We start from the raw sequence: 1,551 nt of genomic DNA, 5'->3' as shown, positions 1-1,551 counted from the left end.
GCGATGCACGCCTTCCGGTGCCATCGTCGGTGCGACCCCGTCGGCGAGCACCTCGAGTCCCATCTGGTGAAACGTCGCGGTCATGCCGTGGACCCGGCGACCCGCTTCGGTCTCCGCGTCCTCGACCATCTCCGCGACGGCGACGATGAGCCGCTGGAACTCCCGATGGCCCACGACGGTCAACGCGGTGGGGTCGAAGACTCGCACGATGGCCCGCGGGTCATCCGGACTGACATTCTGCGAGAAGCCGTGGCAATCCTGCTGCGCGACGTGCCACTGGTCGCTCCAGATGTCGTCGTCGGCCTTGATGACCTCGAACTTCGCGATGGACCGCCGCCGGTACGACCGGATGCGCTCGAACTTCCGCAACGCGTCGTGTTCGAGCCGGCTGAAGAGATCTCGAAGCTCCGCGAGCGTCGTCTGTCCGGCGTAGTACCGGAGACGAAAGTCCTTCAGGCGCTCCGCGTGCAGCGGGAAGTTCCGCAGCAGGAACGCGACCTGCTCGCGCTTCGCATCGTATGCATCCCACGCGAGCTGTCGGAAGCTCGGCGTCAGGTCACCGAGGAAGCGCGCACGGTCGATGCCGATGCCATCGAGATCGAACACACGGATCGGCGCCGGAACCGCGATGCCATGCTCCGCCGCGATCTCGACCTCGGTGGTCACGTACGTGAACCCCGACTGGTGTCTCCTCGTCGTCATGGGGCGCCTCCTCAGAACGCGTACGAGACGAACGCCGTCGGCCCCATCGAATTCAGGGCCACCGGCTTCCGCACGCCGCGGTAGTAGTTCCAGGCGAGTGAGAGCGTCCAGTGATCGTTGATGAACCACGAGCCGCCGAGACCGCCGCCGAGATAGAACGACGCGTTCGCGAAGTCGCCGCCGAGCTGATCGTGGAGGAGCAACGTGACGACGTCGGCGCCGAGCGGCGTCCCCGAGATCGGGACATCGAACACGCACGAGGCGACCGCGCCCCATGCCTCGACGTCCGGCGAGTATTCGAGCGCGAGGCCCGGGATGATCGCGAGCCGATCACTCGGCGCGAAAAGCGCGAAGCCGCCGCCGTTCGCGTACACGGCCGCGTGGTCCGCGCCCGTGGTGAGCACCTCGATGGTGCCGGCCGTGAGGCCGTAGCGTTCGGCCGAAGCCGACCGAGCGATGAACATCGTGGCCGCGATGGCCAGTGGTGCGAGTGAACGTACGATCCGCATCTCGTGCCTCCTTCTCAAGGGGGTTTGTGCAGCCTCTCATCCTAGCAGGAATACGGTCGCCTGTCAAGGCGATGGGGCTGACCTGTACTGCCCACGACTCATCACCTCTCGTCATTGCGATGAGCCCGAGGCGACGCCTGTCCGCCTCTGGCGGGAAGCAATCTCATGCGGTGCAACGGAGCGTAGGGGCGGCCCTACGTGGCCGCCCGCGGGCGGGGATGTAACCCCGCCCCTACACCAGAAGTGCAACAGAGCCGCGGGGCATGGACCCAGAGGTAATCAAAGCAACGTGTGCTCCAGAAAAATACGATCGTATTTTTCTGGAGCACACGTTGCTTTG

2 protein-coding genes are annotated in these 1,551 nt (G+C 65.5%); both read right to left on the bottom strand.

Annotation, left to right across the window (positions count from 1 at the left end):
* Nucleotides 1-702: 2OG-Fe dioxygenase family protein (locus Q8Q85_13630; GenBank protein ID MDP3775298.1), on the bottom strand; the 702-nt coding region annotated here is incomplete at its 3' end.
* Between the two features lie 11 nt (nt 703-713).
* Nucleotides 714-1,211, bottom strand: coding sequence for a hypothetical protein (locus Q8Q85_13625; GenBank protein MDP3775297.1), 498 nt, complete (start codon nt 1,209-1,211; stop codon nt 714-716).
* Nucleotides 1,212-1,551 lie beyond the last annotated feature (340 nt).

The organism is Gemmatimonadales bacterium (genome assembly GCA_030697825.1).
Taxonomy (GTDB): domain Bacteria; phylum Gemmatimonadota; class Gemmatimonadetes; order Gemmatimonadales; family JACORV01; genus JACORV01.
The sequence above is the reverse complement of the archived record's forward strand: the minus strand, read 5'-3'. Positions and strand labels throughout refer to the sequence as shown.

Coding starts and splice junctions, on each gene's coding strand:
- Q8Q85_13625 (MDP3775297.1), bottom strand. CDS start 1,211: ATGCGGATCGTACGTTCACTCGCACCACTGGCCATCGCGGCCACGATG.